At 62.7% G+C, this 26,314-nt stretch carries 18 protein-coding genes; 9 read left to right on the top strand and 9 right to left on the bottom strand.

Translation table 11 applies throughout. From position 1 onward, the window contains the following. Positions 1–33: 33 nt before the first annotated feature. Positions 34–234, bottom strand: a complete 201-nt coding sequence (locus tag LAC81_RS18305) for a DUF1674 domain-containing protein (RefSeq protein ID WP_223725935.1) — start codon at positions 232–234, stop codon at positions 34–36. Between the two features lie 125 nt (positions 235–359). Between LAC81_RS18305 and htpX the strand changes: the two genes are divergently transcribed. The 4 genes from htpX to purH all read left to right on the top strand — a co-directional run bounded on the left by htpX (position 360) and on the right by purH (position 6,359). Continuing rightward, positions 360–1,319, top strand: a complete 960-nt coding sequence (htpX, locus tag LAC81_RS18300; protein ID WP_223725934.1) for a zinc metalloprotease HtpX — start codon at positions 360–362, stop codon at positions 1,317–1,319. Then, entirely contained in the window at positions 1,319–2,728 is a 1,410-nt protein-coding gene (locus tag LAC81_RS18295) for an RsmB/NOP family class I SAM-dependent RNA methyltransferase (RefSeq protein WP_223725933.1), read from the top strand. Before htpX ends, LAC81_RS18295 begins: the two co-directional genes overlap by 1 nt. 211 nt (positions 2,729–2,939) lie before the next feature. Continuing rightward, on the top strand, positions 2,940–4,625 hold the full coding sequence (locus LAC81_RS18290; protein ID WP_223727855.1) for a heparinase II/III family protein: 1,686 nt from the start codon (positions 2,940–2,942) through the stop codon (positions 4,623–4,625). 123 nt (positions 4,626–4,748) lie between these two features. Then, on the top strand, positions 4,749–6,359 hold the full coding sequence (gene purH, locus LAC81_RS18285; RefSeq protein ID WP_223725932.1) for a bifunctional phosphoribosylaminoimidazolecarboxamide formyltransferase/IMP cyclohydrolase: 1,611 nt from the start codon (positions 4,749–4,751) through the stop codon (positions 6,357–6,359). A 58-nt stretch (positions 6,360–6,417) separates the two neighbouring features. On the opposite strand, the gene LAC81_RS18280 is transcribed toward purH, so the two are convergent. Both LAC81_RS18280 and LAC81_RS18275 read right to left on the bottom strand, forming a co-directional pair. Beyond that, a complete protein-coding gene (locus LAC81_RS18280) occupies positions 6,418–7,845 on the bottom strand; it encodes an MFS transporter (RefSeq protein WP_223725931.1) in 1,428 nt (475 codons plus the stop codon). A 131-nt stretch (positions 7,846–7,976) separates the two neighbouring features. Further along, positions 7,977–12,770, bottom strand: a complete 4,794-nt coding sequence (locus LAC81_RS18275; protein ID WP_223725930.1) for an NAD-glutamate dehydrogenase — start codon at positions 12,768–12,770, stop codon at positions 7,977–7,979. 285 nt (positions 12,771–13,055) lie between these two features. Here LAC81_RS18275 and pdxY point away from each other — a divergent pair, with 285 nt between their 5' ends. Further along, positions 13,056–13,937, top strand: a complete 882-nt coding sequence (pdxY, locus tag LAC81_RS18270) for a pyridoxal kinase PdxY (RefSeq protein WP_223725929.1) — start codon at positions 13,056–13,058, stop codon at positions 13,935–13,937. A 128-nt stretch (positions 13,938–14,065) separates the two neighbouring features. Then, positions 14,066–14,719 carry a carbonic anhydrase gene (locus tag LAC81_RS18265; RefSeq protein ID WP_113541270.1) on the top strand — a complete coding sequence of 218 codons (654 nt, stop codon included), beginning with the start codon at positions 14,066–14,068 and terminating at the stop codon, positions 14,717–14,719. Positions 14,720–14,807: 88 nt separating this feature from the next. On the opposite strand, the gene LAC81_RS18260 is transcribed toward LAC81_RS18265, so the two are convergent. From LAC81_RS18260 to LAC81_RS18250, 3 genes are all read right to left on the bottom strand, one after another. After that, positions 14,808–15,629 carry a lytic murein transglycosylase gene (locus tag LAC81_RS18260; RefSeq protein WP_223725928.1) on the bottom strand — a complete coding sequence of 274 codons (822 nt, stop codon included), beginning with the start codon at positions 15,627–15,629 and terminating at the stop codon, positions 14,808–14,810. Positions 15,630–15,822: 193 nt separating this feature from the next. After that, a complete protein-coding gene (locus LAC81_RS18255) occupies positions 15,823–16,857 on the bottom strand; it encodes an aspartate-semialdehyde dehydrogenase (RefSeq protein ID WP_113541269.1) in 1,035 nt (344 codons plus the stop codon). 113 nt (positions 16,858–16,970) lie between these two features. Further along, a complete protein-coding gene (locus tag LAC81_RS18250) occupies positions 16,971–17,312 on the bottom strand; it encodes a hypothetical protein (protein ID WP_223725927.1) in 342 nt (113 codons plus the stop codon). A 42-nt stretch (positions 17,313–17,354) separates the two neighbouring features. Here LAC81_RS18250 and LAC81_RS18245 point away from each other — a divergent pair, with 42 nt between their 5' ends. Continuing rightward, positions 17,355–19,244 (top strand): MFS transporter, encoded by a 1,890-nt coding sequence (locus LAC81_RS18245; RefSeq protein ID WP_223725926.1) that lies wholly within the window; start codon positions 17,355–17,357, stop codon positions 19,242–19,244. Between the two features lie 102 nt (positions 19,245–19,346). Here the strand turns inward: LAC81_RS18245 and LAC81_RS18240 are convergent, their stop codons facing one another. Together LAC81_RS18240 and leuB are read right to left on the bottom strand one after the other, a co-directional pair. After that, a complete protein-coding gene (locus LAC81_RS18240; RefSeq protein ID WP_223725925.1) occupies positions 19,347–20,036 on the bottom strand; it encodes a phosphatase PAP2 family protein in 690 nt (229 codons plus the stop codon). A gap of 173 nt (positions 20,037–20,209) precedes the next feature. Further along, positions 20,210–21,322: a 3-isopropylmalate dehydrogenase gene (gene leuB / locus LAC81_RS18235; RefSeq protein WP_223725924.1), complete on the bottom strand. Its 1,113-nt coding sequence runs from the start codon at positions 21,320–21,322 to the stop codon at positions 20,210–20,212. A 543-nt stretch (positions 21,323–21,865) separates the two neighbouring features. Between leuB and LAC81_RS18230 the strand changes: the two genes are divergently transcribed. Then, the gene (locus LAC81_RS18230; RefSeq protein WP_223725923.1) at positions 21,866–22,507 is read left to right on the top strand and encodes a LysE family translocator; all 642 of its coding nucleotides are present in this window, start codon (positions 21,866–21,868) and stop codon (positions 22,505–22,507) included. Between the two features lie 105 nt (positions 22,508–22,612). After that, the gene (locus LAC81_RS18225; protein ID WP_223725922.1) at positions 22,613–24,676 is read left to right on the top strand and encodes a M3 family metallopeptidase; all 2,064 of its coding nucleotides are present in this window, start codon (positions 22,613–22,615) and stop codon (positions 24,674–24,676) included. Between the two features lie 17 nt (positions 24,677–24,693). On the opposite strand, the gene LAC81_RS18220 is transcribed toward LAC81_RS18225, so the two are convergent. After that, positions 24,694–26,169, bottom strand: coding sequence for a glycosyl transferase family protein (locus tag LAC81_RS18220; RefSeq protein ID WP_223725921.1), 1,476 nt, complete (start codon positions 26,167–26,169; stop codon positions 24,694–24,696). Between the last annotated feature and the right edge of the window lie 145 nt (positions 26,170–26,314).

Below are 26,314 nucleotides of genomic sequence, written 5' to 3'. Positions count from 1 at the left end.
GGCAGCTAAAGGCTGACGATTCCGGCCTCAAATTCAAAAGTCGATTGCCCGACCCTTGATCTCCCAATCGCCGTAGCGGGCGGGATCTTCACCGCCGCGACCGCCGATCTCCGGTGGCGCTTCTTTCTTGGCCTCCGTCTGTCGCCGCTCCTCGGCCTCCTTCAGCGCGCGTATGGCCGCGGGCGGCAATGGCTTTTTCGGGCGATCGGGGGCGTTGTCATTGTCGTTCTGCATCTGAACGGTATCCGGATTCGAGCATCAATATTGAAGAACGGGGCGTTTGCACCCATCATATAGGATGCCGTTCCCCCGACGGGAACCCTGATTCACGTGAAACACCGACGACCCCGGAGACTTTGATGAACCTTGTCCGCACCGCCATGCTGCTTGCAGTCATGACCGCCCTGTTCATGGCGGTGGGCTTTGTCATCGGCGGACGCGGCGGCATGATGATCGCCTTCGTCATGGCCGCGGGCATGAACTTCTTCTCCTACTGGAACTCCGACAAGATGGTGCTGCGTATGTATCGCGCCCAAGAGGTCGATGAGCGCAGCGCGCCGGAGTATTACGGCATCGTCCGTGACCTTGCCCGAAACGCCGGCTTGCCAATGCCGCGCGTCTATGTGATCGACAGCCCGCAGCCGAATGCGTTCGCCACTGGTCGCAACCCGGAAAACGCTGCGGTTGCCGCCTCCACCGGCCTGTTGCACGCACTCACCTATGATGAAGTGGCGGGCGTGATGGCGCACGAACTGGCACACGTACAGAACCGCGATACGCTCACGATGACGCTGACGGCAACACTCGCCGGGGCCATCTCGATGCTCGGCAACTTTGCCTTCTTCTTCGGTGGCAACCGGGAGAACAACAACCCGCTCGGTTTCGTCGGCACGCTGGTTGCGATGATCGTGGCGCCGATGGCGGCGATGCTGGTGCAGATGGCGATCAGTCGTACCCGTGAATATTCGGCAGACCGGCGCGGCGCCGAGATCTGCGGCAAACCTATGGCATTGGCCTCGGCGTTGCAGAAGATTGCCGGTGCGGCGCATCAGATTCACAATGACGATGCCGAGCGCAACCCGGCGACGGCGCACATGTTTATCATCAATCCGCTTTCCGGCGAACGCATGGACAACCTGTTCTCGACCCATCCGAACACCGAAAACCGCATTGCGGCCCTGGAGCAAATGGCCCAGGAAATGTCTTCGGTCTCGACGCCGCCGGTCCGTGCTGATAATCCCGTGCGCAAATCGCGCTCTGTGCCCTCTACCGGTTGGGGTCGCGGTGGTTCCGAACCGCCCAAAGGTCCCTGGTCCTGATGTCCGCAGAAAACAAAAACGATTCACGCCCGAAACGATCGCACCGAAACGGAGCTGCCGCGAAATCGAAACCCGCCGCTGCCCCTCGCGGCCCGGAAAAACCGGGCTTGAGGGCGCGTCAGGCCGCCGCGAAGATCCTGGCGGCGGTCATCGACCGCAAGACGTCGCTCGACGGCATGCTCGACAATGAGCATGGCAATCCGGCCTATCGCGAACTCAATGAGGCCGATCGCGCTCTGGTTCGGGCGATCCTGAACTCCGCTCTTCGCCATCTCCCGCGCATCCAAGCCGCCATCAATTCCCTGCTGCAGACGCCCCTGCCGGAGGGTGCGCGGGCGCTCGAGCACGTGCTTGCCGTGGCTGCGGCGCAGATCCTCTATCTCGATGTGCCGGACCATTCTGCGGTCGACCTCGCGGTGGAGCAAGCGCAGGGGGACCCACGCAATCGGCGTTTCGCCAATCTGGTGAATGCCATTCTCAGGCGCCTGTCACGTGAGAAGGACGCTATTCTCGAAAGCGTGCGTGATTTACCAGCGATGCCGGACTGGTTCTTCGAGCGCCTGGTTGCCCGCTACGGCGCAGGACCAGCCCAGCAGATCGCCGAAGCGCAGCTCACACCGGCGGCTATCGATCTGTCGGTCAAGTCCGAACCCGCTGGTTGGGCCGAGCGTCTCGGGGGCACCGTCCTGCCGACCGGTTCTGTTCGTCTTGGCGCATTCTCCGGTTCCATCCCTTCCTTAGCCGGATTCGACGAAGGCACCTGGTGGGTGCAGGATGCTGCAGCGTCGATACCGGCGCGACTGTTCGGCGATCTCGCCGGCAAGCGGGTCGTCGATCTCTGTGCAGCACCGGGCGGCAAGACTGCTCAACTCATTCTCGCCGGCGCCGAAGTGACGGCGCTTGATCAGTCCGGCAGCCGCTTGCGTCGGTTGAAGGGCAATCTGAAGCGGCTTGGCCTCGAGGCCGAGACGAAGGAGGTCAACATGGCCGACTTCCAGCCGGAAACGCTGTTCGATGCGGCGCTGCTCGACGCGCCCTGCTCTTCGACCGGTACGACGCGTCGCCACCCTGACGTGCTGTGGACAAAGGGGCCGGAGGATATCGCAAAGCTCGCTGCCTTGCAGGAGCGTCTGCTCCGCCACGCGCTTACCGTGGTCAAGCCCGGCGGCATTGTCGTCTTTTCCAATTGCTCTCTCGATCCGCTCGAAGGCGAAGAGGTCGTCGAACGAGTGGTCGGCTCCGGCGCTGCCTATGAACGCATTGCGATTTCGGCAGCGGATTGGCCGGGGCTTGAGGATGCGATCACGCCACTTGGCGAAATGCGCACCACGCCGGCCATGTTGCCGCTCGATGCACCCTTCGCAAGCGGTCTCGATGGCTTCTACGCGGCGGTGATTCGCCGCAAATAGCACCGCCGATTGAGTTCAGGCCTGTCAAAATGGGGCTCAAGGCCCTGTTTTGTCGCGTCATTTGACGCTTTCGCGTCGGAGGCCTATCAAAGATGACAGTATTGATAAAAGTTTAACGGTCTCTCTGGCACCATGCGGCGGCTGGCGCGAGACCATCGCCCGTTCGGACGTTTGAGCGGTCGTGCCAGAAATGAGGAAACCGGCGGCGTTGATGTTGTTTTCCGGCAGGCGGAGGCTTTCTTACCTGTATGTGCGTGAAGGCTGGCGTCGTGTGTCGCGCCGGCTATCGATCGGCCGCGTCTCCACTTTGCGTTTTACCGGTTCGACGCCCAACCGCCTGATTGTCGCGCCGACCGATCTTCGAGCCGTCGATCCCTTCGTTGCCGAAGAAATTCTCGCCGGGCGCTTTCCGCTTGCCGGCCGCGTCCTCGATACGGAAGGCGAGTCGCCGTTCGAGATCGACTTGCCGTCACGCGAATTCGCGGCGCGCTTGCATTCCTTCGGCTGGCTGAGACACCTGCGTGCGATCCGCGAGGATGCCGGCTATGTGCGCTTGCGCCAAATCGTCGACGACTGGATCGCCACCCATGGCCGCGATCTTGGCGGCATCGCCTGGGATCCGGATATCATCGCTCAGCGCATCATCGCCTGGCTTTCGCATTCGCCGGTGGTTCTGCGCAATGCGGAACATGGCTTCTATCGCCGGTTCCTGAAGAGCCTTGCGCTTCAGGTACGTTATCTTCGCCATATTGCCGAGACGGTGCGTGATGGCGAGGCGAGGCTTAGGGTGCGGCTTGCGCTCGCCATGGCATCAGTCTCCATGCCCGCTTCGCCGAGCGCCATCCGCAAGGCCTCGCGCCATCTCGATCTCGAGCTCGACCGACAGATCCTGCCGGATGGCAGCCATTGCTCGCGTAGTCCGCGGGCCGGGCTCGAATTGCTGCTCGACCTGCTGCCGCTTAGGCAAACCTATGTCAATCTCGGCCATGATGTGCCGTCGCGGCTGATCCCGTGCATCGACCGGATGTATCCGGCCCTGCGCTTCTTCCGGCACCAGGGGGGCGAACTGGCGCTGTTCAACGGCGCGACGTCTGTCCTGGCGCATGAACTGGCCTCGGTGCTGCGCTATGACGAGACGGCGGGAGAGCCGTTCCGTTCGCTGCCGCATGCGCATTACGAGCGCCTTGCGGTCGAGAACACGGTCGTAATCATGGATACCGGACGGCCGCTTTCCGTTGATCTTTCGCGAAGCGCCCATGCCGGCTGCCTGTCGTTCGAAATGTCCTCGGGCAAGACGCGCTTTGTCGTCAATTCTGGCGCACCGAAGTTTGCCGGCGATCGTTTCCGGCAGATTTCGCGCACGACTGCAGCGCATTCGACGGTCACCGTCAACGACACGTCCTCGTCGCGTTTCTCACAATCCCGTTTCCTCGGGCCGATCATGACGACAGGCGTCTCCAAGGTCGCGGTGACGCGCAAGGACGAGCCCGGCGGTCTGGAGTCGGTGACGGCCAGCCATGATGGCTATCTTGCTGCCTTCGGCCTGGTGCACGAGCGCGACATCGGCGTCCTGAACGGCGGCCGCATGATCCGCGGTCGCGACCGGCTGTCGCGTGCCGATGGCAGTGATCCGGACGAGGCCGATACGGCGACGGCGGTGGCGCGCTTCCATATTCATCCGGCTGTCGGCATCCGCCAGAACAACGCGCGCGAAATCTTTCTGACGGCGCCGGATGGCGAGATCTGGCTCTTTGCCTGCCAGGATGGGGAGCTCGCCGTCGAAGAGGACATCTTCTTTGCCGATCCCTCGGGCATACGCGCGTCATCGCAACTGACCGTAACCTTCACCGTCGCTCGCCAGCCGGAGATCCAGTGGACCTTCTCCCGCGCGAACTGAGGTGCTTATTTTAGCGCTTCCGTCCCGCGGAGGTTCCTTCGGCAGACAAGCTATGGTAACGGGCAGCCATCCCAATCGCCGGACCTTCTCCCGGGCCTCCGGCGCCGCCAAAGGAGCATGGTGATGGCTGTCGCCTCCAAGAAAATCCCCGCCCCGAACGAGGTTACGGTTCGCACCGCCCTCCTCTCCGTCTCCGATAAGACCGGCGTCGTCGAGCTCGCGCGCGCCCTGTACGAAAAGGGCATCCGACTCGTTTCGACGGGCGGCACGCACAAGGCACTCTCGAAGGCTGGCCTGCCGGTAAGCGACGTTTCCGAACTGACCGGTTTTCCTGAAGTCATGGACGGTCGCGTCAAGACGCTGCATCCGGGCGTGCATGGCGGCCTCTTGGCGATCCGCGACGATGCCGATCATGTTGCCGCCATGTCGACGCACGGCATCACCGCGATCGACCTCGCGATCATCAACCTCTATCCCTTCGAGGAAGTCCGGGCAAAGGGCGGCGACTATCCGACGACGGTCGAAAACATCGACATCGGCGGCCCGGCAATGATCCGCGCCTCGGCCAAGAACCACGCCTATGTGACGATCGTCACCGATCCGGCCGACTATTCCGTGCTGCTCGAAGAGCTTGCTTCCGGCAAGACGACCTATGCCTTCCGCCAGAAGATGGCGGCCAAGGCCTATGCCCGCACCGCGGCTTACGACGCTGCGATTTCCAACTGGTTTGCCGAGGCCCTCGACACCCCGATGCCGCGCCACCGCGTCATCGGCGGTGTGCTCAAGGAAGAAATGCGCTACGGCGAAAACCCGCACCAGAAGGCCGGCTTCTACCTGACGGGCGAGAACCGCCCAGGCGTCGCCACCGCGGCGCTGCTGCAGGGCAAGCAACTGTCCTACAACAACATCAACGACACGGATGCCGCCTTCGAACTGGTGGCTGAGTTCCTGCCTGAGAAGGCACCGGCGGTCGCGATCATCAAGCATGCCAATCCTTGCGGCGTTGCCACCGCGCCGACGCTTGCCGAAGCCTATCGCCGGGCGCTTGCCTGCGATTCCACCTCGGCTTTTGGGGGCATCATCGCGCTCAACCAGGAGCTTGACGCGGAGACGGCTGAAGAAATCGTCAAGCTCTTCACCGAAGTGATCATCGCGCCTGCCGTCAGCGACGCGGCCAAGGCGGTGATTGCCCGCAAGCCGAACCTGCGCCTGCTTGCGACCGGTGGCCTGCCCGACCCGCGTGTTCCGGGCCTTGCTGCCAAGACTGTCTCGGGCGGCCTGTTGGTGCAGACGCGTGACAACGGCATGGTCGAGGATCTCGAACTCAAGGTCGTCACCAAGCGCGCGCCGACTGCACAGGAACTCGAAGACATGAAGTTCGCCTTCAAGGTGGCGAAGCACGTGAAGTCGAATGCGATCGTCTACGCCAAGGACGGCCAGACGGCCGGCATCGGCGCAGGGCAGATGAGCCGTGTTGACTCGGCCCGCATTGCCGCGATCAAGGCCGAAGAAGCCGCCAAGGCGCTGGGTCTTGCAACGCCACTGACCAAAGGCTCGGCCGTTGCTTCCGAAGCCTTCCTGCCGTTTGCCGATGGCCTGCTCTCGGCGATTGCGGCGGGCGCCACCGCCGTCATCCAGCCGGGTGGCTCGATGCGCGACGAAGAGGTGATTGCGGCTGCGAACGAACATGGCGTCGCCATGGTCTTCACCGGCATGCGCCACTTCCGCCACTAAGATCGTCTGGATGGGCGCTGGGCGTCTGTCCGGAATTGGCCGCCAAGGCACCAACCAGTCAGAAGCCGTCGCGTCCCCAGGATGCGGCGGCTTTTTTGCGTCCATCATCGGCCGGATAGGGCGTGCGCAGAAGGATCAGCAGGCCGATCACCAGAAAGGCGATCAGTGCCATCATGCCGATTCTTGCCGACCCCGTTGCAAGGGTAATCGTGGCAACGGATGCGGGGGCGAGGAACGATGTGGCCCGGCCGGACAATGCATAGAGGCCGAAGTAGCGACCAGCCTCGTCCAGGCTGACGCTGCGGGCGAGGTAGGAGCGCGATGAGGCCTGAACGGGGCCGAAGGCGACGCCAACGAGCAGGCCGTAGAGAATGTAGGCCTTTTCGGCGGCCGTTCCGAACAGGCCGCCGGTATCTTCCATCGACAGCGGTAGCAGCCCGAAGAGCGTGAAGCCTGGACCCGTCGAGACGATGCCGATCGTGGCAATCGTCAAGCAGATCAGGCTGGCGGTGACGATCACCTTGGAGCCAAGGTGCGCATCCAGCCAGCTCGCACAGAGGCAGCCGCCGATCGCGACGACGTTGAGAATGATGCCGTAGACGCCGAGCTCCAGGGTCTGCCACGCGAACATCGCGGCCGCGAAGGTGCCGCCGAGCGCCAGGAGACCATTGACCCCGTCCTGAAAGATCATGCGCGCGATGAGAAAGCGCAAGATTCCGGGCCTTTCCCGAAGCTCGCCGAGGGTGCCCTTGAGCTCCCTGAGGCCAGTGACGGTTGCCTTGCTGAGAGACATCGCCGCCTTGGTGGCATCGGGCGTGAACAGGAACATCGGCAGGATAAAGACGAGGTACCAGATGGCGGAGATCGGTCCGGTGATGCGCGCATCCTCCCCCTTTGCCGGATCAAGACCGAACAGAGGGTCGATGCCAAGGGCCGTCTTGCCGGTTTCAGGACTTCCGGCAAGCAGCGCCACGACGGCAATGAGCACGATCATGCCGCCGAGATAGCCGAGCCCCCAGGCGATGTTGGAAATGCGCCCCACGTCCTTCTCCGGCACCAGGCGTGGCATCATCGAATCGTTGAAGACGATCGAGAACTCGGCCGCGATGCTTGCAAGGATCATGAAGATCGCTGGATAGAGGATCGGCGAGCCCGGGGCTGCGAACCAGAGCATAGCCAGCGATGCGATCTTGATGACGGCGAAGAAGGCGATCCAGGGTTTGCGCGGCCCGGTGGCGTCGGCGATCGAGCCGAGCACCGGAGAAAGAACCGCGATGATGATGCCCGAAACGGTCAGCGTATAGCCCCACATCGCCTGGCCGACGGCATGGTCCTCCGTCAGCCGGGAAACGAAATAGGGGCCGAAGATGAAGGTGGTGATGACGGTGAAGAAGGGCTGCGCCGCCCAGTCGAACAGCATCCAGCCGGCAATGCCCGCACGGGACGTGCGTGGCTGGTCTTCAGTCCTCTCGGCCGAAATCTGCAAGGTCCCCTCCCGAAACGACTGCGCCGCGCGTCTTCAGAACGCGCGGCGCAGCCTATCTTCAATTGAACCGATTCCCAAAGGTCCGGAGCAGGATGCGGACAAAAAAACTGCCCGCATCCACCTTCGTCCTGTTACTTCGCCCTACCGCGTGCCAGGTCGTTGAGGAGACCTGCAGCGACGGTGATCTTGGCGAGCGTGGTTTCACCCTTCTCGGTCAAAAGTCGGAGCTGACCGGTCGCCTGGGCGACACGGACGCGTTCGCTTTCTTCCCAGGCGGCAACCGGATTGCGTTCCTTCTTCTGCTCGCGCAGCGCTGCTGCGGTGATATCGCGCCGTGCAGCGGCGATATCGGAGACGGCGCGTGACAGAGCCATGGCCTCGAACTGCTCGGTTGCCGGAACGCGATCGGACGCCGCCAGCAGGCGGTTGATCCGAAGCGTGTCGGTGACGGCGAAGTAGCCCTGCGCCGTGCGGCTCAGCGTCTCGCCGGTTTCAGCGGCAATCTGCATGATCTCGGGCACGAGCGTCATCAGCGCCAGTTCCGAGATTTCCTCGGCGAGCTTGGCGGGGACGCCGCCCTCGACGAAGGCTGCGGTCTTCAACCGTGCTTCTTCGGCGCTCTCGCCGGAGACTGCAGTGCGCATGGTCGCGCGCAGCTTCTGCAGGCCATCGCCGAGGCGCGATACCGCCTCGGAGACCGAGCCGGTCGCCGCATGGGTGCGCAGCGCCCGCTCGGTGACGAGCGTAAAGATGCGGCCCACTTCCTGGTAGAGGATGTTCTGCAGGCCGCCGCCGATCTTGTTGTCGAGCGCGTCGATCTCGTCATAGATCCGCGGCAGGTCGAAGCCGTCGAGCGCCAGCACGGCCGCCTTGACGACGTCGGCCGAGAGGAAGCCGGTGGCGTCCGTCAGGGTCGAGACGAAGGCGGGACCGCCGCGGTTGATGACCTCGTTGGCGAGGATCGTCGCGATGATCTCGCGGCGCAGGCGGTGCCCGTGGATGTCGCCGGCATAGGTCTTGCGCATCTTGCCCGGGAAATAACGCTCCAGCGTCGCCGTGAAGTACGGATCGTCGGGCAACTCGCTCGCAATCAGCTCATCGAAGAGGACGAGCTTGGAGTAGGAGAGCAGCACGCCGATCTCCGGGCGGGTCAATGGCTTGCCTGCCTGGTAGCGCTCGGTCATTGCCTGGTCGGTGGGAAGCGTCTCGACCTTGCGGTTGAGATGGCCGTCGGCCTCCAGTCGCGTCATGAGACGGCCGAGCGTCGTGCGGTTGCCGAGCCCTTGCATCGCGGTCAGCGAGATCGCCAGCGATTGCTCGTAGTTGTTGCGCAGCACCAGGTGACCCACTTCCTCGGTCATCGAGGCGAGCAGCGTATTGCGCTTCGGACGGGTCAGGCGACCATCGCGCATGGCCGAGGCAAGCGCGATCTTGATGTTGACCTCGACGTCGGACGAGTTCACGCCGGCCGAATTGTCGATGGCATCCGAGTTGCAGCGGCCGCCATTCAGGCCGAAGCCAATACGGCCTTTCTGAGTGACGCCAAGGTTGGCGCCTTCGCCGATGACGCGGGCGCGGACCTCTTCGGCTGCCACGCGAATGGCGTCGTTGGCGCGATCGCCGACTTCCGCATCCGTTTCGTTGCTGCCGCGCACATAGGTGCCGATACCGCCGAACCAGAGCAGATCGACCTGGCTCTTCAGGATCGCGTTCATGATCTCGAAGGGCGTTGCCTTCTGCTTGTCGAGGCCGATGGCTGCCATCGCCTGCGGCGTCAGCGTCACCGACTTCTCAGTACGCGAAATGATCATCGCGCCTTCCGACAGCGTCTTGCGGTCATAGTCCTGCCAGCTCGAACGCGGCAGGGCGAACATGCGCTTGCGCTCGGCAAAGGAGCCATCGATATCCGGGTTCGGATCGATGAAGATATCGCGGTGATCGAAGGCGGCGATCAGGCGAATCTTTTCAGACAAAAGCATGCCGTTGCCGAAAACGTCGCCCGACATGTCGCCGACGCCGGCAACCGTGAAGGGCGTCGTCTGGATGTCGGTGTCCATCTCGCGGAAGTGCCGCTTGACGGTTTCCCAGGCGCCGCGGGCGGTGATGCCCATCTTCTTGTGGTCGTATCCGGCCGAACCACCCGATGCGAAAGCGTCGTCGAGCCAGAAGCCCGCTTCCTGCGCCAGGCCGTTGGCCGTGTCGGAGAAGGTCGCGGTGCCCTTGTCGGCGGCAACGACGAAGTAGGGGTCGTCGCCGTCATGGCGCTGCGTATCGGCCGGCGGCACGACGTCCTGACCGACGATGTTGTCGGTGACCGACAGAAGCGTGCGGATGAAGGTCTTGTAGGCTTCGGTACCGGCCTTGAAGATTTCGTCGCGGGTGCCGCCCACCGGAAGCAGCTTCGGATAGAAGCCGCCCTTGGCGCCGACGGGCACGATAACGGCGTTCTTGACCTGCTGCGCCTTTACCAGACCGAGCACTTCCGTGCGGTAGTCCTGGGCGCGGTCCGACCAGCGAAGTCCGCCACGGGCGACCTTGCCGAAGCGCAGGTGCACGCCCTCGACCTCGGTGCCGTAGACGAAGATTTCGCGGAACGGGTGCGGTTCCGGCAGGCCGTCGAGCTGCTTGGGGTCCAGCTTGAAGGCAAGGACCGCGCGCGGTTTGCCGTCGGCGTCATGCTGGAAGTAGTTGGTCCGAAGCGTTGCTTCGATCGCGTTGACGTAGCGGCGCAGAATCCGGTCTTCGTCGAGGCTCGGAACGGCCGAGAGCGCGTCCTCGATCGCAGATAGCAGTGCGTTGCACTTCTTGGCGCGCGGCTTTTCCTCGAGCTTCGGATCCATGCGGGTCACGAACAGCTTGAAGATATCGGCGGCAATCGCCGGATACTTGTTCAGCGTGTCGGCGATATAGCCCTGTGAGTAGGTGATGCCGGCCTGGCGCAGATAGCGGGCATAGGCGCGCAGCACCGTCACTTCGCGGGCGTTGAGGCCTGCAAGCAGGATCAGCCGGTTGAAGTTGTCGTCCTCGATCGAGCCGTTCCAGGCGGCCAGGAAGGCTTCTTCGAGGGCCGGGCCTGTCTTGTCGAGGTTCAGCGCGTGTCCGTCGCGGTGGATCAGCTCCATGTCGTGCAGCACGACCTTGCGCTGTTCTTCGCCGTGGGCGTTGACGCCGATGTCATAGGTCTGCTCGCTGATCACCCGGAAGCCGAGGTTTTCGAGCAGCGGCACGCGGCGCGACAGCGATACCGGTTCGCCGGCGTGGAAGATCTTCAGCTCGGCCGTATCGGCACGCATGACCGCGCGGGGATAGTTGTAGAACGAGATCCGGATCGGATCCGGGCCCTTGCACGCCGCGATATCGGCCAGATCGGCATAGGCCTCCGCCGGCGTGAAGAACGACTGGTAGGCATTGTCGACATCGAGCTCGATGCCGTCCTTGCGGGCGAGCAGGTCGAACCGGTCGATCCAGCGGGTGACGATGCCGCGCACCGCTTCTTCGAGCTTGGCCTGCGGAATGCGCGGCGTCTTGCCGGCGGAGCGGCCGATGATGAAGTGGACACGGGCGAGGCCCCCTTCCGGGAAGGCCGGATAGTAGGCGGAGACGCGGCCGTCATAGACCGTCTTCAGGTAGTCGCCGATCTTTTCGCGGACATCCGAATCGTACTGTTCGCGCGGCACAAAGACGATGACCGAGACGAAACGGTCGAAATGGTCGATCCGCGGCAGGACGCGGATGCGCGGCCGGTCGCCGAGTTCGTTGATCTGCTCGCAGAAGGCGGCAAGCAGGCCGACATCAATCTGGAACAGGTCGTCGCGCGGATAGGATTCCAGCGTGTTGGCGAGCATCTTGCCGGAGTGGCTCTGCGGGTCGTAGCCAAAATGATCGACGATCTTCTCGATCTTGTGGCGCAACAGCGGAATTTCTGCTGCCTGGCGCGTATAGGCGGTCGAGGTGAACAGGCCGACGATGCGCAGTTCCCCGGTGACATTGCCGTCGGCGTCGAACCGCTTAATACCGATATAGTCCATATAGGCGCGCCGATGCACGACGGACTTCACGTTGGCCTTGGTAACGATCAGGAAATCCGGGCCGTCCAGGAAGGCGAGGATTTCAGGTGTGGTCAGCACCGCGTCCTTGCCCTGGCGCAAGACGCGCACGTCGGGGTTGGAAAGGATGCCGAGGCCCCTGCCCTTGCCGCGTTCGACGGCTGCCTTCTCGCCCTTGCCCGAATAGGTGTATTCGCGCATGCCGAGGAATGTGAAGTTGTTGTCTCGCAGCCAGCGAAGGAAGGCGAGCGCCTCGTCGCGGTCGCTCTTCTTGCGCGACGCGTTGTAGGCTTCGAGCTCCTGCATGGCCTGGTCAAGCAACGTCGTCATCGCCGGCCAGTCGTGCACGGTCTGATGGACCTGCTCCAGCACGTCGCGGATGCGGTTGCTGAGTTGCTCGGCTTCGACGGGGGCCAGCTTCGTCAGGTGGATCTGGATGTGGCTGACGCGGTGCGAGGGATCGCTTTCCTCTTCCGGATCGAAGAGTTTTGCCGGTTTGCCCGGTTCCTTGACCAGAATGGGGTGGATCGCGAGGTGAATGTCGCGGTGCGTGCTGGTGATCTCCCCCATGATCGAATCATAGAGGAAGGGCATGTTGTGTTCGGTGATCGCGATGATCGAGACCTCGGTGCCGCCAGGCGCGACGCCTTCGACACTCTCGACCGAAACCTGTGGTTTGCCACCGTCCCAGCGGGTGAGTTCCCGATGCGCGTGGGCTGCAATCAGCGCCAGCATGTCCGCCGAATAAAGATCGAGGTCGTCGTTGCTGGCCCCACCGAAGAGGATCTCCGGCGCCAGCCCGTCGACGCCCAGTTTGATGGCGGCCGCCTTTGCTGCGTCGATGTGTCTGTCCCGCTTCGGATTGTATTTCACGCCCATGAAGTCTCTCCCATTCATGATAGGCCAAACCCTATCAGAACCATGGCTAATGGCGACCGCTTTTTACGCCGATTTCGGCAAAATCGAGCCCAAAATTGGAGAATTTCACGTGAAAACAGCTTAAATCCATTTAAATCGAAGGCAAATTCGCGAAAATTGCTCGAAAATCGATGAAAAAGCACGAAAACGCTAGCGGCTTCGACGGGACCTATCTGCCATCGCCTGTTGACAGGGCAGTGACAGTCGGGTGATCAGAGTTTCTAGACCGAAGGATTGGACTCATCGATGCCCGAAATGCCCTCCCTGCCCGGCGCCGTCATCGTCATCTCGAGCCATGTCGTGCGTGGCAAGGTCGGCAACCGGGCTGCGGTGTTCGCGTTGGAGACGCTGGGACACCCGGTCTGGGCCTTGCCGACAGTCATTCTCCCCTGGCATCCTGGGCACGGACGCTCGACCCGCGTCACCATCTCGGACACCGACTTCCAGTCGGTGATCGACGATCTCATTGCGGCGCCCTGGGTTGGCGAGGTGCGCGCCGTGCTTTCGGGCTATCTCGGCTCGTCCGGGCAGGCTGAAGGCGTCTCCCGGCTGGTGACGGCGCTGAAGGAGCGCAATCCCAAGCTGATCTATGCCTGCGACCCTGTCATTGGCGACGCCGGCGGGCTCTATGTTCCGGAGGCGACGGCGACGGCCATTCGCGACCAGTTGCTGCCGCTTGCCAATCTGGCGACGCCGAACCGCTTCGAGCTTGCCTGGCTCGCCGGCGCGACGCTGGAAACGAATACGGCGATCCTCGATGCCGCGCTTGGCCTCGGCCCGGCCCGCGTGCTGGTGACATCGGCGGTGCCGATGATGAGCGGCGGTACCGGCAATCTCTTCCTTTCGGGCAATCACGCGCTGCTCGCCGAACATCGGCTCGTTGAGAACCCGCCGAACGGTACTGGAGACTTGCTGACCGCCGTCTTCCTGGCGCGACTTCTCGAAGGATTGTCGGAGGAGCGCGCATTGCAAATGGCGACCGCGAGCGTATTTGAAATCATCGCCCGTAGTGTCAAGCGCGGCGCGGATGAACTGACGATCGAGCAGGATGCGTCCAGCCTTTCGACGCCGATGGCGATGGTGCAGATGCGCCGGCTGGTGCATCCAAATCAGATACGGCGAAAATAGAAGAAGCTGTTCATCGACGATGCCTGGAAGACATCGTCGATGAACTTTAGATCATGATGACTTTCATGACTCGGAGCTGGACGCAGGCGAAAGCCGGCACCCAGCCTGAAGCAGCAGCGGAGCAACCGATGGACAAGCAGCAGCAGCGTTTTCCGGATCACCTTCTGAACGGCTACCACAACTTCATGAACGGCCGTTTCAGCGAACAGCAGAAGCGCTACAAGGCGCTGGCGGAAACCGGCCAGAAACCGAGGACGATGGTCGTCGCCTGTTGCGATTCGCGCGCCGCGCCGGAAACTATCTTCGACAGCGGACCGGGCGAACTTTTCGTCGTGCGCAACGTCGCCAATCTCATGCCACCCTACGAGCCCGACGGTCACTACCATTCGACTTCGGCGGCGCTCGAGTTCGCCGTGCAGTCCCTGCGCGTCAGCGATATCGTCGTGATGGGCCATGGCCGCTGCGGTGGCATCAAGGCGGCGCTCGATCCGGATGCGGAGCCGTTGTCGCCGGGTGACTTCATCGGTCGCTGGATGAACCTCCTGAAGCCGGCCGCCGAGCAGATCCAGAGCAACGACGTCATGACCCAGGGGGAGCGGCAGCGCGCCCTGGAGCGGGTTTCGATCCGCAACTCCCTTGCCAACCTGCGTACCTTCCCCTGCGTCCAGATTCTGGAAGCCAAGGGCAAGCTGCATCTGCATGGCGCCTGGTTCGACATCTCGACCGGCGAGCTCTGGGTCATGGATCCCACGACCGGCGACTTCTCGCGCCCGGGCATGTAGTCAGCAAAAAGCCCGGTTCCTGAGAGCCGGGCTTTGCATTCTTTCGAAAAGCATAGCGCATCACAAGGGATGCACTAATTGGGGGCGCTCAGAGACCGTCGATCTCGGCGCCGATGATGGCAATCGCCTGCTGGTAGACGGTTGCCGCGTTCCAGCCCTGGATAGCAACGAAATTCGCCTGGCCGGGCTGATAGCCGGCGCCGGGCTGCCAGCCGTGGCCGCGCAGGAAGTTGGCGGTCGAGGCCAGCGCATCTGCCTTGGAGCGAACCATGTCGATATGGCCGTTGCCGTCGCCATCGACGCCGAATTTCAGCACGTTGGCCGGCAGGAACTGCGTCTGGCCGATCTCGCCATGGGCAGCACCGCGCGCATCCGGGCTCAGGTCACCGCGCTGCACGAGCTGCAGGGCGGCATAGAGCTGGTCGGTGAAGTAGTCCGAACGACGGCAGTCATAGGCGAGCGTCGATACCGCCGAGAGCGTATGCTCCTTGCCCATGAAGCCGCCAAAACCGGTTTCCATGCCCCAGATGGCGATCAGTGGGCCGGCCGGCACGCCGAAACGGCGTTCGATGCTGGTGAAGAGCGCAGCATTCTGCTGCTTCATCTTCTTGCCACGCGAAATGATTACCTGCCCGCCGCGCTTCTGCATGAACTGGTCGAGCGACAGTTTGAAGCTCTTCTGGCCGCGGTCGGCGCGGATCGTCGCCTTGTTGTAGGTGACGCTGGACAGGGCGCGATCGAGCACTTGGGGGCTGATGCCGTTACCGGAGGCCTCCTGCTTGAAGTTCTGTACCCAGGCGGAAAAGCCGCTGCCGTCATTGCCGCATTGGGCGGCGGATGCCACCGCCGGAAAAACTGCAGTCGAAACCAGGGCAACAAGCCCTACCGCTACGCACTTTGCCCTGTGCATGAAATACCCCGTCATAGCCCGAATCTCATCGCTTTCAAAAATGCCAGCCTTCGCCGGCCGTGTCACCTGCCGGAAGCGGCGGTAACTTTTTCGTGGTTTCACGTGAAGCCGGGCGATATTACCCGCGATCGTGAAACAGGAAACCCGCCAAGCCCGAATGGGCTCGGCGGGATGAACTGCTCTGCCGTTTCTTTCAGGCTGCCTGCTTGCGCGGCTTGATGAGGCCACGGTTGACCAGGAGCTCGGCGATCTGGATCGCGTTCAGTGCAGCACCCTTGCGCAGGTTGTCGGAAACGACCCAGATGTTGAGGCCGTTTTCAACGGTCGCGTCTTCACGGATACGCGAGATGTAGGTCGCGTCTTCGCCGGCACTTTCGTAAGGCGTGACGTAGCCGCCGTTCTCGTGCTTGTCGACGACAAGGCAACCCGGCGCCTCGCGCAGGATGTCGCGCGCCTGGTCGGCCGTGATCTCGTTTTCGAACTCGATGTTGACCGATTCCGAGTGGCCGATGAAAACAGGAACGCGCACGGCGGTGCAGGTCACCTTGATCTTCGGATCGAGCATCTTCTTGGTTTCGGCCAGAACCTTCCACTCTTCCTTGGTGTAGCCGTCTTCCATGAACACGTCGATGTGCGGGATGACGTTGAAGGCGATGCGCTTGGTGAACTTCTTCGATTCGATCGGATCGGCAACGAAGACCGCGCGGGTCTGATTGAAGAGCTCGTCCATGCCGTCCTTGCCGGCGCCGGAAACCGACTGGTAAGTCGAGACGACGACGCGCTTGATCTTGGCATGATCGTGCAGCGGCTTCAGCGCGACGACCAGCTGGGCGGTCGAGCAATTCGGGTTGGCGATGATGTTCTTCTTGGTGAACTGCGTGATCGCGTCCGGGTTCACTTCCGGCACGATCAGCGGCACTTCGGCGTCGTAACGCCAGGCCGAAGAGTTGTCGATGACGACGCAGCCCTGCTGGCCGATCTTCGGCGAATACTTGAGCGAAACTGCGCCACCAGCCGACATCAGGCAGATATCGGTGTCGGAGAAATCGTAGTTTTCTAGGTTCTTGACCTTGAGGGTCTTGTCGCCGAAGGAGACTTCCGTGCCCTGGGAGCGGGCGGAAGCAAGCGCGACCACTTCATCCGCGGGAAAGCCGCGTTCGGAAAGGATGTTCAGCATCTCCCGGCCGACATTGCCGGTGGCGCCTGCAACTGCAATCTTGAAACCCATGATCTAAGCTCTCTTTTCTGTCTCTCCTCGTCGGGTGAGGGGGAAACCGCGCGATCTGCCGCGAGGGTTCCTGTCCCCGGCCAAACCGGGGAGAGAGCGGAGGGCCAGAGACGTCAGACGGTTTTCGTCGTCGTTTTGGCCGTTGTTTTGCAAGCGAACGAAAAATCGACATCCTGCCCCGCGGCAAGAGCCGGCAGGATCAAAGCAGCGATGGCTGGACCGATCGGTCGCATGGTGGTGATTTCCTCGTTCGTCGCTGCTCTTACGCGGTTTTGAGGAAGAGTCAAGACACCGTGGTACGGCAACGCCTTCCCGGGCGCCGCCGCGGTTGATCGCCGCATTAGACGAAAGTCATAAGCCGAAAGCATCTCTGCCTGCGCCGGTGGTTTTCTGACATCCTCTTCACCAGGCGCACCACGTCCGGACGTTCTAGGGAGGAATGCCGGACCAGCCAATGGGCGCTCCAACAAGCTGTTTTGGAGTGGAGGATAAACAAAATGGCAAATGTCGCAACAGCGGACGACGCAAAAACGCGTCCGATGACCGGCGAGGAGAAGAAGGTCATCTTCGCCTCGTCGCTTGGTACCGTGTTCGAATGGTACGACTTCTATCTCTACGGTTCGCTCGCCGTCTATATCGGCGCGACCTTCTTCAGTTCCTACCCGGAAACGACGCGCAACATCTTCGCGCTTCTGGCCTTTGCTGCGGGCTTCCTGGTTCGTCCGTTCGGCGCGCTGGTCTTCGGTCGCCTGGGTGACCTCGTCGGCCGCAAGTACACCTTCCTCGTAACGATCCTGATCATGGGTCTGTCGACCTTCCTGGTCGGCATCCTGCCCGGCGCCGCCTCGATCGGCATCGCTGCACCGATCCTGCTCATCGTCTTGCGCATGCTGCAGGGCCTGGCGCTCGGCGGGGAATATGGCGGTGCCGCGACCTACGTGGCCGAGCACGCGCCAAATGGGCGCCGTGGTTACTTTACCTCCTGGATTCAGACCACGGCGACGCTCGGCCTGTTCCTGTCGCTGGTGGTGATCCTGCTCGTGCAGTTCGCCCTCGGCAAGGAAGCCTTTGCCGCCTGGGGCTGGCGCATCCCGTTCCTGCTGTCGTGCGTGCTGCTCGGCATCTCGGTCTGGATTCGTCTGAAGATGAACGAATCGCCGGCCTTCAAGAAGATGAAGGAAGAGGGCAAAACCTCCAAGGCGCCGCTGAGGGAAGCCTTCGGCCAGTGGAAGAACGCCAAGATCGCGCTGCTGGCGCTCTTCGGCGCTGTCGTCGGCCAGGCCGTCGTCTGGTATTCCGGACAGTTCTATGCGCTGTTCTTCCTGACCGGCGTGCTCAAGGTGGACGGCCAGTCGGCCAACATCATGGTTGCCGTTTCGCTGTTGATCGGTACGGGCTTCTTCGTGCTTTTCGGCTGGCTCTCCGACAAGATCGGCCGCAAGCCGATCATCATGGCGGGTCTGTTGCTTGCCATGCTTACCTACTTCCCGCTGTTCAAGGCGCTGACCTGGGCCGGTAACCCGGCACTGGCTCAAGCCCAGGCAAGCGTCCGCGCGACGGTGACCGCGGCCCCCGGCGATTGCAAATTCCAGTTCAACCCGACCGGCACGGCGAAGTTCACCACCTCGTGCGATATCGCAACCGCATTCCTCACCAAGAACTCGGTACCCTATGATGTCGTGACGACGGCTGCGGCCGGTACGGCGGCGACGGTCAAGGTCGGCGAAACCACGATCAACAGCTACGACGCGGTCGCTGCAGGCGATGGTGCCAAGGCTGCCAACGGCGCCTTCGAAAAGCAAGTCAACATGGCCCTCCACAATGCCGGCTATCCGCTGGTTCGTGGTGCCGCCAAGGTTCCGGAATCCAAGCTTGACGGCTTTGTTGCCGCCAATCCGGAACTGTCGCTCGATGCGGCCGCCGTTCGCGGTGGCGAAAAGACCATGGTTCCGGCCGACAAGCTGGTTGCCGACAAGCTGCTGACCAAGGATGAAGTCGGCGCTGCCACCGAAATGGCCGTCTACACGATTGCCGGCGGTGGCACCTACGCGATGGTCGCTGACCCGGCCGGCGTCAACTGGACGACGATCATTGCGGTGCTCACCGTGCTCGTCATCTACGTGACGATGGTCTACGGCCCGATCGCCGCGCTGCTGGTCGAACTCTTCCCGACCCGCATCCGCTACACCGGCATGTCGCTGCCCTACCACATCGGCAACGGCTGGTTCGGCGGGCTGCTTCCGGCAACGGCCTTCGCCATGAGCGCGGCCCAGGGCGACATCTACTACGGTCTCTGGTACCCGATCGTCTTCGCAGGGATCACGCTGGTCATCGGCCTGCTGTTCCTGCCGGAAACGAAGGACCGCGACATCCACGCGATGGACTAGGCTGAAATGCTGCAGTTCCGGCGGAAATGCCGGGACTGCTCCAGATCTTCCCCGAGCTATCACGGCTCTCCTGACTCCGGCGCGGCCTCCGCGCCGGCTTTTTTATGGGCTCGGGTCGCTGCGCCCCACAAGCGGCCATCCGCCCTCACCCAGGCGGAACAGCCGACCGAACCTGGCAAAGAGAAACGCCATCATCACTGACGTCCAAAGGCCAAGCAGCAGTCCCGCCGCGACGTCGCTCGGATAATGCGCGCCAACGACGACGCGGGAAACGCCGATGGTCAGCGCGAGGACCAGAAAGAGCGGCCGGAGGTTCGGCAACAGCATGGCAAAGACGCCGAAGAAGGCGCCGGCTGCCGTCGAATGACCGGAGGGAAAGCTCTCGTAGAGATCGGTGGTGGCAAACGGCGTCAGGCTATAGGCGCCGAGTTCGGCGAAGAGCTCGGGCCGGGCCCGCCCAATGAGAAACTTCAGCGTATGGACCAGTGCGCTGGCGCTGCCGATCGTCAGCAGGAAATAGGCCGCAAGATCGCGGGCGGTGCTCGCCTTGCGCTGAAAGGGCCCTTGGGTGGCGGCGCGGCGCAGGACGAAAGCGGCGGCCAGGACGATGGCAGAGAGGTAGATCATCCAGCCGAAGCGGCCGAAGTCGGTGATCTTTTCGTTGAAGTCGACAATGCCTGCCGGCAAGCCCTGCGCCTTTTGCGACAGGAAGGGGTCGAGCGGAACGAGGGCGAACAGAAGGATGGTCGTCGTCAGCAAAATCCATCCGGTGGCCGCAAGTGGTCGTTTCATGACGCTCCGTCCTGCCGCCCTGTTTGTTGAGTGCTGCACATCTCCCGATGTGTCGGTTCTTTTGGCAAATTCAAGGCGATAAACGCGAAACACCTCCGGATGCGCTCCGGAGGTGTTTGTTTCTCGTGGCTTTCGGCAGGTGCGGGTCGACGCCTTCGGGTGCCAGCTTTGGTTTAAGCAGACAGCGCCTCGAACTCGGCGAGGATGGCGTCGCCCATTTCGCTCGTGCCGACCCTCCTGGCCCCTTCGGCCATGATGTCGCCGGTGCGGATGCCCTGGTCGAGCACGTTGGCGATCGCCTTTTCCAGATTGTCGGCTTCCTTTGTGAGGTTGAAGGAATAACGCAGGCACATGGCGAAGGAGGCGATCATGGCGATCGGGTTGGCAATGCCCTTGCCGGCAATGTCCGGGGCCGAGCCATGCACCGGCTCATAGAGCGCCTTGCGCTTGCCGCTGACACCGTCCGGTGCACCGAGCGAGGCCGAGGGCAGCATGCCGAGCGAACCGGTGAGCATCGCGGCCACGTCCGACAGCATGTCGCCGAACAGGTTGTCGGTGACGATGACGTCGAACTGCTTGGGCTGGCGCACCAGCTGCATGCCACCGGCGTCGGCCAGCATGTGCTCGAGCTGGACGTCGGCATATTTCGCCTTGTGCGTCTCGGTCACCACCTGGTTCCAGAGCACGCCCGACTTCATGACGTTGCGCTTCTCCATCGAGCAGACGCGGTTGTTCCGGGTGCGGGCCAGTTCGAAGGCGACGCCGGCGATGCGCTCGATCTCGTAGGTGTCATAGACCTGGGTGTCGATGCCGCGCTTCTGGCCGTTGCCGAGATCGATGATCTCCTTCGGTTCACCGAAATAGACGCCACCGGTCAGTTCGCGCACGATCAGGATGTCGAGGCCCTCGACCAGCTCGGGCTTCAGCGAGGAAGCGGCGGCCAGCGCCGGGTAGCAGATCGCCGGGCGCAGGTTGGCGAAGAGTTCGAGATCCTTGCGCAGACGCAGCAGACCGGCTTCCGGGCGAACCTCATAAGGCACCGCATCCCACTTCGGACCACCGACGGCGCCGAACAGCACCGCATCGGCGGCCAGCGCCTTCTTCATGTCCTCTTCCGAGATCGCCTGGCCGTGGGCGTCATAGGCCGAACCGCCGACCAGGCCCTCGTCCGTCACGAAGCCGGCAGAAAGCTCGGCATTCATATAGGCGATGATTTTGCGGACTTCCGCCATGGCTTCCGGGCCGATGCCGTCGCCGGGCAGAAGGAAGAGGTTGCGCACAGTCATGGATAGTCCTTCTCGCGGGGAAAACCGGCTGCATGTTTCCTGAAATCGCAGTCGATTTAAGGAAACATGCAGCCCTTTGAACTTCTGCAGCGGCCCTGATGCGTCTGAACAGGCGCACGGGCGCTGCCGGGCGCGTTCTTAGCGCAACTTCGTGTCGAGGGAAATCATTCCGACGAAAGATTTGTGCGCCCGTCGTGGCCGTGCGTTCCCGGAGAAACAGGCGGTTGCGCGGGCAGATGGAATGCTGCCGGTGCGAGCGTGTCCGAGGGCAGGCTCACCCACCGGGAGAGGAGCGCAATCATGCGGAAATTCATCCGCGCCGTAACGGCGATGCTGCAGGCGACCATCGATGCCCTGACCTTTGTCGGCCGCGGTCGCGGACGGTGACCGCTTAGCGGTCGGCAGCGCAAGGAGGATGCAAGGAATGGGGCGCGCCACCGCCCCATTCCGCCAGTGCCACGGCCGGCATCGAAAGCCTTGCTTTTCTCTTGACGGAATCGGTGCTGCGGGATCGAATGCCGACGATACAATCAGGAATATGCCATGTCCGAGACGCTGCTGATCGGAGCCTTTCTCGCCGCCCTCTCCTACACGCTCATTCCGGGCCCCGCCTTCCTGGCCCTGCTCGGTATCGGCGCCGGCCAGGGGCGCAAGGCGGGCGCCTTGTTCATGGGCGGACATCTTGCCGGTGACATTCTCTGGTCGACGCTGGCGCTGGTCGCGATTGTCGGCGCGCGTTCGGTCGGTAGCACGATCTTTGATATTCTCGGCCTCTTCTGCGGTGTCTATCTCGGCTGGATCGGCTGGACGGCGCTGCGGGCACGGCCCGCCGGCGAGAACCGGGCGTTGCTGACGGTCGAGCGCCCCTTGCGGCGTGGGCTGATCTTCGGGCTCACCAATCCCAAAGGCTATCCGGTCGCGCTCGCCACCTTTACGGCGCTGCTTGCCGGTTCCGCCAACGCGCTCGATTTCGATGCGCTTCCGGCGCTGCTTGGCGTTTCGCTGATCGGCTTTCTCGTCGCCGACCTGATCCTCATCGTCATCATCGGCGCTTCGGTGGTGCGGCGCTTCTATCGCCGGCACGAGCTGGCGATCGTCAGGCTCTCCGGTCTTCTTTTCATGGGCTTCGCCCTCCAGGCCATCTGGCACGCCGCCCCTGGCCTTCTCGGTCTGCGTAAACCTTGACGGTAATCCCGCCGACAACCACCTTCATTTTCGCCGCTTCCTGATGTCATGGGTCGGCGGCCCCCTCCCCGGTCATAAGCCGGATCGCATGCGAAAGGATTTCTGATGACCACCAGCACCCCGCTCAATCCCGCGCTCACGTCATGGACCGGCCATGAGGGCCTGCCGCGCTTCGATCTGGTCAAGGACGAGGATTTCGCCTCGACTTTCGAAGCCGCTTTCAGGGAACATGAGGCGGAGATCGACGCGATTGCAGGAAACCCTGCGGCGCCCACCTTCGAGAATACGATCGTTGCGCTTGAAATCGCCGGTGACGGACTTTCGCGCGTGTCCTCGATCTTCTGGAACAAGGCCGGCGCCGACACTAACGAGACGATCCAGGCGCTGGAACGCGACATCGCCCCGAAGATGTCGCGGCACTATTCGAAGATCGGCATGAATGCAGCGCTGTTCAAGCGCATCGATACGCTGTGGGAAGGGCGTCAGTCCCTGGGGCTCGATCTCGAAGCGACGCGCGTGCTCGAGCGCCACTGGAAGGGTTTCGTCAAATCCGGCGCCAAGCTCGCGAAGCCCGAACAGGAGCGGCTGGCAGCGATCAACGAGAAACTCGCCGGTATCGGCGCCAAGTTCGGCCAGAACGTGCTGGCCGACGAGAAGAATTGGGTCCTGTTCCTGGAGAGCGAAGATCAGCTCGCCGGCGTGCCGGACTTCCTGCGCGACGCCATGGCGGCGGTCGCCGAAGATCGCGGACAGAAGGGGAAATACGCGGTCACCTTGTCGCGCTCGATCATCGAGCCGTTCCTGACCTTCTCCGACAATCGCGAGCTTCGTGAGCAAGCCTTCCGCGCCTGGATCGCGCGCGGTGAAAACGGCGGCGACACCGACAATCGCGGGCTGATCGCCGAGATGCTGGCGCTGCGGGCCGAAAAGGCGAAGCTGCTCGGTTATGAAAACTTCGCATCGCTGAAGCTCGACGACACCATGGCGAAGACACCCGCCGCCGTGAACGGCCTCTTGATGCAGGTCTGGGAAAAGGCCGTTGCCCGCGCTCGCGCGGAAGAGGCTGAGCTCGCCCGGCTCGTTGCCGACGAAGGGCGCAATCACGACGTCATGCCGTGGGACTGGCGCCACTACGCCGAGAAGCTCCGGGCCGAGAAGTTCAATTTCTCCGAAGGCGAACTCAAGCCCTATCTGCAGCTGGAAAAGATCATCGAGGCCTGCTTCGACGTTGCCACACGCCTGTTCGGCATTACAGCCACGGAGAAGAAGGGCATTGCCGCCTACCATCCCGACGTGCGTGTCTTCGAGATCAAGGACGCATCCGGCAAGCTGGTGGCACTGTTTCTCGGCGACTATTTCGCCCGGTCGTCGAAGCGTTCCGGCGCGTGGATGAGTTCGTTCCAATCGCAGCACAGGCTCAAGCTGAAGAACGGTGCGGAAGGCGAGTTGCCGATCATCTACAACGTCTGCAATTTCGCCAAACCCGCCGAAGGCAAGCCGGCGCTGTTGTCGCTCGATGATGCCCGCACGCTCTTCCACGAGTTCGGACACGCATTGCATGGCATGCTATCCAACGTCACCTATCCTTCGGTTTCCGGCACGGGTGTCTCGCGCGACTTCGTCGAGCTGCCGTCGCAGCTTTACGAACACTGGCTGACGGTGCCGGAGATCCTCAAGCGTTACGCGGTGCACTACCAGACCGGCGAGCCGATGCCGCAGGCGCTGCTCGACAAGGTGCTGGCGGCGCGGACCTTCAACTCGGGCTTTGCAACGGTCGAGTTCACCTCGTCGGCGCTGGTCGACATGGCCTATCACACGGCTGAAGTGACGGCGGAACCGATGGCGCTCGAAGCCAAGAAGCTCGATGAGATCGGCATGCCGAAATCCATCGTCATGCGCCATCGCAGTCCGCATTTCCTGCACGTCTTCTCGGGCGACGGCTACTCGGCAGGCTACTATTCCTACATGTGGTCGGAAGTGCTCGACGCTGACGCCTTCGCGGCCTTCGAGGAAACCGGCAACGCCTTCGATCCGGCCATGGCCGCTCGCCTCAAGGACAACATCTATTCGGTCGGCGGCTCGATCGATCCGGAAGATGCCTACAAGGCCTTCCGCGGCAAGCTGCCGAGCCCGGATGCGATGCTGGCGAAAAAGGGTCTGGCCGCCTGAGTAGCGCCAATCTCCGATCACGCCGTCCGGCGTGATCGGTTGTTCCAGAGCGTGCTTGCTGTTTCACAGGCTGCATTGAAATCATCGTGATTGCGCAGACTGATGAGGGCGGCAGCCGTCGTCGTGATGATGATTGTTTCGGCGCGTTCGTCGCGGGCAGCACCCGTCCAGACCGCCTGCCAGTATTCGCGACTGCTGAGGCCCGTGCGCGGTTCGGCCGGTGGCGCGATCTTCGCCGGAATGATGAGGTCACAGACTTCTCCGCCGACAAGGCGGAATAGCGGCGTCTGGCGATAGGGCGTGAACTCGGCGTGGTCGCGGGTGTTGCCGAGGATCGTCAGCTCTCTCGTGCCGAGCAGCATGGCTATGTCGCGGCTGAGCGTGCGGCTCGAGGGATTGGCGACGCCAAGCAGGCTTGCGCGTCCACCCATCGGATTGATGAGGTGAATAGCGGCGTTGAGCGGCATGCGCATCTCCATCAACCGATAGAGCCCGAGCAAGCGATAGGTTTGCGGCGCAAAGGCAGACAGCGGCAGATAAGCGATACCTGTCGATGCAAGCGCTGGCTTTGTCGCCGCGATCGATGCGCAGATCGGGATTCCGGCTGCGGAAGCGGCGATCTCGAGCTTGTGCCGTTCCTCGTTGTCCTCACCATAGTTTCCGTGCAGCACGACGCGATGACCGGCATCGGCGACAAGGCGTGCCGCATGCAGAAACCAGGGTGCGGTCTTCAGTTTCGGCGAAAGGTAGCAGGGCCAGTCGAGATCGGCGACGCCGCTACCCGGAGCGATCGCGCCGGTATGGCGACGCATGGCGCGCACGAAGCCGGCCACTTCGACCGCTGTCGGCCCGCGATAGTGCAGTACCGTCATCAGCGCGCCGATCTGTACCGGGTCCGCCTCGCCGGCAAGGATGATCGCCAGCGCATCTTCAGCTTCACTTTCACTTAGCGGCCGGCTGCGGCCGGCGCCGGTGCCGACGGTCGCTATGCAGCGGGCAAGGCGCTGCTCAGGGGTGGCGTCATCGCCAATTTCGGCGAGCTTTGCCGCGAATTGTTCAGGCGCTGGCTCACCCTCAAGCAGACGGCTCGGACGGACGGCCAGTGGAGGCGCATCGGTCAGGGTCCGCCCTACCCATCCGGCATGGCTCGTCTGTACCGGGGCGGATGCGGCGTTACCGGGCTGGGCGTCAAGCAGAGCTTCGGTCTCTGCGGCAAGAGCGCGCACGCGCAGCCGCAGAGACTCGGCAAGCGGGGTCGGCCGCAGGCCATGACCGGTGCGCAGGAACAAAGGATCGGCATAGTCCTCACGCAATTGACCGAGCAAACGGCTCATCGCCGAGGGCTGCAGACCGACACTTGAAGCGGCACGGCTGACGCTGTTTTCGCGCAGCAGTGCGTCCAGCGCCAGGAGCAGCCGCAGTTTGCCCAGATCCGTCTGACGTTCGTTCGGGGCCGACCCGCCTCCTGTCACGCTTGCCGTTGCTTTCGCCATGGTTCCGTCCCGCCTTTCTGTCTCATCCGGCATATTCGCGGGCGCTGTTTTGCGTCGTTTCGTATTTGGAACGGTTCCAAAACAGCGTCGTTGACCGTCTCCCTCGCCAATAACTAAGTGGAGTTCATTACTCAAGATATATGCG

Source organism: Ensifer adhaerens, assembly GCF_020035535.1.
Classification (GTDB): domain Bacteria; phylum Pseudomonadota; class Alphaproteobacteria; order Rhizobiales; family Rhizobiaceae; genus Ensifer.
Note: the sequence above shows the minus strand (reverse complement) of the source record. Positions and strands in the feature narration are given on the sequence as shown.

What these genes read in the sequence shown, in the direction of transcription:
- LAC81_RS18305 (WP_223725935.1), bottom strand. Translation starts at nt 234, where the DNA reads ATGCAGAACGACAATGACAACGCCCCCGATCGCCCGAAAAAGCCATTG.
- htpX (WP_223725934.1), top strand. Translation starts at nt 360, where the DNA reads ATGAACCTTGTCCGCACCGCCATGCTGCTTGCAGTCATGACCGCCCTG.
- LAC81_RS18295 (WP_223725933.1), top strand. Translation starts at nt 1,319, where the DNA reads ATGTCCGCAGAAAACAAAAACGATTCACGCCCGAAACGATCGCACCGA.
- LAC81_RS18290 (WP_223727855.1), top strand. Translation starts at nt 2,940, where the DNA reads ATGTTGTTTTCCGGCAGGCGGAGGCTTTCTTACCTGTATGTGCGTGAA.
- purH (WP_223725932.1), top strand. Translation starts at nt 4,749, where the DNA reads ATGGCTGTCGCCTCCAAGAAAATCCCCGCCCCGAACGAGGTTACGGTT.
- LAC81_RS18275 (WP_223725930.1), bottom strand. Translation starts at nt 12,770, where the DNA reads ATGGGCGTGAAATACAATCCGAAGCGGGACAGACACATCGACGCAGCA.
- pdxY (WP_223725929.1), top strand. Translation starts at nt 13,056, where the DNA reads ATGCCCGAAATGCCCTCCCTGCCCGGCGCCGTCATCGTCATCTCGAGC.
- LAC81_RS18265 (WP_113541270.1), top strand. Translation starts at nt 14,066, where the DNA reads ATGGACAAGCAGCAGCAGCGTTTTCCGGATCACCTTCTGAACGGCTAC.
- LAC81_RS18260 (WP_223725928.1), bottom strand. Translation starts at nt 15,629, where the DNA reads ATGCACAGGGCAAAGTGCGTAGCGGTAGGGCTTGTTGCCCTGGTTTCG.
- LAC81_RS18255 (WP_113541269.1), bottom strand. Translation starts at nt 16,857, where the DNA reads ATGGGTTTCAAGATTGCAGTTGCAGGCGCCACCGGCAATGTCGGCCGG.
- LAC81_RS18245 (WP_223725926.1), top strand. Translation starts at nt 17,355, where the DNA reads ATGGCAAATGTCGCAACAGCGGACGACGCAAAAACGCGTCCGATGACC.
- LAC81_RS18240 (WP_223725925.1), bottom strand. Translation starts at nt 20,036, where the DNA reads ATGAAACGACCACTTGCGGCCACCGGATGGATTTTGCTGACGACGACC.
- leuB (WP_223725924.1), bottom strand. Translation starts at nt 21,322, where the DNA reads ATGACTGTGCGCAACCTCTTCCTTCTGCCCGGCGACGGCATCGGCCCG.
- LAC81_RS18230 (WP_223725923.1), top strand. Translation starts at nt 21,866, where the DNA reads ATGTCCGAGACGCTGCTGATCGGAGCCTTTCTCGCCGCCCTCTCCTAC.
- LAC81_RS18225 (WP_223725922.1), top strand. Translation starts at nt 22,613, where the DNA reads ATGACCACCAGCACCCCGCTCAATCCCGCGCTCACGTCATGGACCGGC.
- LAC81_RS18220 (WP_223725921.1), bottom strand. Translation starts at nt 26,169, where the DNA reads ATGGCGAAAGCAACGGCAAGCGTGACAGGAGGCGGGTCGGCCCCGAAC.